The organism is Nitrosomonas sp. Nm33, from assembly GCF_900107265.1.
Classification (GTDB): domain Bacteria; phylum Pseudomonadota; class Gammaproteobacteria; order Burkholderiales; family Nitrosomonadaceae; genus Nitrosomonas.
Window position 1 is genome coordinate 1 of the sequence record NZ_FNPJ01000137.1, and the last position, 2943, is coordinate 2943.

A 2943-nucleotide genomic window follows, 5' to 3' on the forward strand; every position below is an offset into this window, starting at 1 on the left:
CCATTATCAGAATCGATATGAGGCACAACAAGATATATTAAATTACATATCCATGTTCTATAACAGCCATCGACTACATTCTTATTTGGATTATAGAAGTCCCATTCAATTTGAAGCTGAAAGGGCAGAACTTAAAAAAGTCGCTTAACTGGGTTGTCACAAATTACTTGACCATGTTAGCACGTGTATGCACAGGGAGTGCATCTCTATAAAGTGATTACTGAGCGGGCGCTTCTCAACGAGGAAGGATCAACACCCTCTACCTAGATTTAATTGGTTTAGGGAAACCTGAATAAGTGTCTGCGAATTGAAGTCGGTGTAAGGCAGCGGGGCGAAGTATTGAATCATTGATCAGGAATTTTTGTTATATAAACCAAGGAGTTAAATCAATGAAAACAACTATACGGTGGTCTTCTCTGTTTGTATTTATGATTCTTGTGTTTCTGGGAAATTTCGCTCAATCCTCGGAGAATCGCTCGCCCATTCCTTTGGCAGACGAAGATCGTCTTGCGATTGAGAAGTATCTGGGAAAGGGGGTTGTCGGACAAGCTATTCCTGTACCGGCGCTTGCTGATACCAGCCGGTATCTGAATATGAGCGCTGGTGCTCGAAACTATCGCCTCGTGAGCGGGCCCGATACGGGTAAAATCGAGCACCATCAACCTATCTTGCTGAAACAGGGCGCTAACGAGACTGCCTGGCGATATGACACGGGAGCCAGATTCATTTTTTCTATCATTGCGAAGGCTGATGGAGATTACGTTGTGACTGGTGTTACAGATAACGAAGAAGGTGTCATTACACAGTATTCGCCTGCCGAACCTTTAATGCTGCAAGGGCTGGCCCCAGGCGAGGAGCGCAACATCAAGGTTGGAATGAAAGTTTTCGAATTGAGCAACCCGGACAAACAAACTCATACGGGTACGCTGAACATAGGCTATCGCTACGTCGGCGCCTATAAAGTCACAGTACCGGCAGGCAGCTTTGATGCCGTTCTAGTGAAGTGGACTTTCAAAGGAAAAATAGGCCCTGCCTCGCTCAATGATACCCAGTATAGATTTTTTGCAGCAGATGTCGGCATGGTTGCAGCCGTTGAGCAAATGGATGTTTCAGCCATGCTCATCTATAACAAACAGAGAAAAATTGCGAGAGTGCTGGTTGACAGACCGACATCCTGACAAGGTTATCCTGTATGCCTTGAGGACAAACGACAATTCAAAGCAGATCTGCACTTTTCCGCTTTGTTCCCCGTCGTATGAGTCGCGATGGGGTATGACGGTATGTTTGGGCCAATAGTTTTATCTTTTACGTCCATAACAGATGGACCACGGAATCTCGCTGTTGTTACAACAGCTGGATGAGATCGTGCAAGGTTTTTCTTTCCTTATGAAAAATAGGGATTGGAAATTAAATTATGTAGGGCAAATTAAGAGATGAATTTCGTTCACTTTGCTACAGACATAGTTAATGTTTCTGGCTTCTCTGCACTAGGGTTATTCATCGGTCTGCTGCTTGCCTTTGGGGTTGGTCGGTATATCGGTGTTCGATGGTTGCCAGCAGCGGAAAGCGAGTATACCTCTTCAGGGCTGCTCGACAGTGCCATCTTTGGATTGTTAGGATTGCTCATTGCTTTCACCTTCTCCGGAGCCGCTTCACGATTTGACTACCGCAAAGAGATGGTGATCACTGAGGCGAATGCCATCGGAACAGCTTATCTTCGCCTGGACTTGTTGTCAGTCGAGACGCAGCCGTCACTGCGCGCTTTGTTCCGGCAATACCTGGATGCCCGTCTGGAAATTTATCAGAAATTACCTGATCTGGAGGCCTCGAAAGCAGCTTGGGTACGTGGGAATGCGCTGCAAGGCGAAATTTGGTCTGCAGCTGTAAAAGCTTGTGAAGTAACAGACTCGGAGCCAACTACCGAGCTGTTGTTAACGGCGTTGAATAAAATGTTCGACATTGCTATGCAACGCACTGTTTTTGCGTTAGAGATGCACCCACCGACAATCATCTACGTGATGCTATTTAGCCTGGCTTTGATCAGCGCGGGACTGGCTGGCTATACAACAGCAGGCACCGCAAGACATAGTTTGACCCATATGGTGGTATTCGCAGCCATTATCGCGAGCACGGTCTATGTGATCCTCGATATCGAATATCCCCGTTTAGGTCTGATTCGGATCGATTCCGTGGATCGGGTATTGGTGATCTTAAGAAAAAGTATGGAAAAAATTTGAAAATCAAAAAGTGCCAGATGAATTGAAGGATGCTGCTACAGGTTACAGATGGCGTTATCGTTATTTATTACTGGAAAATAAAGGCCAATTAAATCAATAGATAATCTGTGTGGGCAGCAGCTGACTTTGCAGATTCCCCTCTTTCTAAAAACACGTAGTTGCAAGCTAAATGCATTCTATGGCTGAAGGCAGAAATGCAACCAATCTCTAAAAAATATTACATGGATAGCTTGAATCCAAAAAAATTCCTACGTGTCTATACGTATTCTTTTAATTAGTCGTCCCTGAAAAACCCTTTTTCTCAACTACTAAGTTGTAGGTTAGGCATATTGCCAATCAATAGCCGATTAATATTGATTCCCAAACGAGTACACAAAAGCGCCAGTTGGCGCAGAATCCTGCGCAAGTTATAGCCAGCACCGCACAGTAAGGCATTCATGGCATCGCCTGCTGTGCCTTTCAAAAAGTTTCTCCCCAGACGCCCATCGTTTTTCATATGTCCGATCACGGGCTCCACCGCACTGCGCCGCTTGAGCTTCTTTTTGATCGCCACCGTGACGCCGCGCCTGGCTCCTGCTATCCATACTTTGACCGTATCCGTCACCGCGTGTCCTCTATAACCCCGATCCACATAAACTTCCTTTGGCGCAATACCCGTTAGTTTGTGAACTTGTTCCAAGGATGCTGTAAGCGTATGCCCATCGTA

Annotated in this window: 3 protein-coding genes and 1 pseudogene; 3 read left to right on the plus strand and 1 reads right to left on the minus strand. The window is 45.7% G+C overall.

Translation table 11 applies throughout. The features are described 5' to 3' along the window. The 3 genes from BLV54_RS14900 to BLV54_RS14910 all read left to right on the plus strand — a co-directional run. On the plus strand, positions 1 to 148 hold a 148-nt coding region (locus BLV54_RS14900), incomplete at its 5' end, for an IS3 family transposase (protein WP_143032551.1). Between the two features lie 241 nt (positions 149 to 389). After that, positions 390 to 1178: a TapB family protein gene (locus BLV54_RS14905; protein ID WP_090572375.1), complete on the plus strand. Its 789-nt coding sequence runs from the start codon at positions 390 to 392 to the stop codon at positions 1176 to 1178. A 255-nt stretch (positions 1179 to 1433) separates the two neighbouring features. Beyond that, positions 1434 to 2237: a bestrophin-like domain gene (locus BLV54_RS14910; RefSeq protein ID WP_090572376.1), complete on the plus strand. Its 804-nt coding sequence runs from the start codon at positions 1434 to 1436 to the stop codon at positions 2235 to 2237. Positions 2238 to 2538: 301 nt separating this feature from the next. On the opposite strand, the pseudogene BLV54_RS16315 reads toward BLV54_RS14910, so the two are convergent. Next, a pseudogene (locus tag BLV54_RS16315) lies at positions 2539 to 2943 on the minus strand (hypothetical protein); the annotation flags it as partial.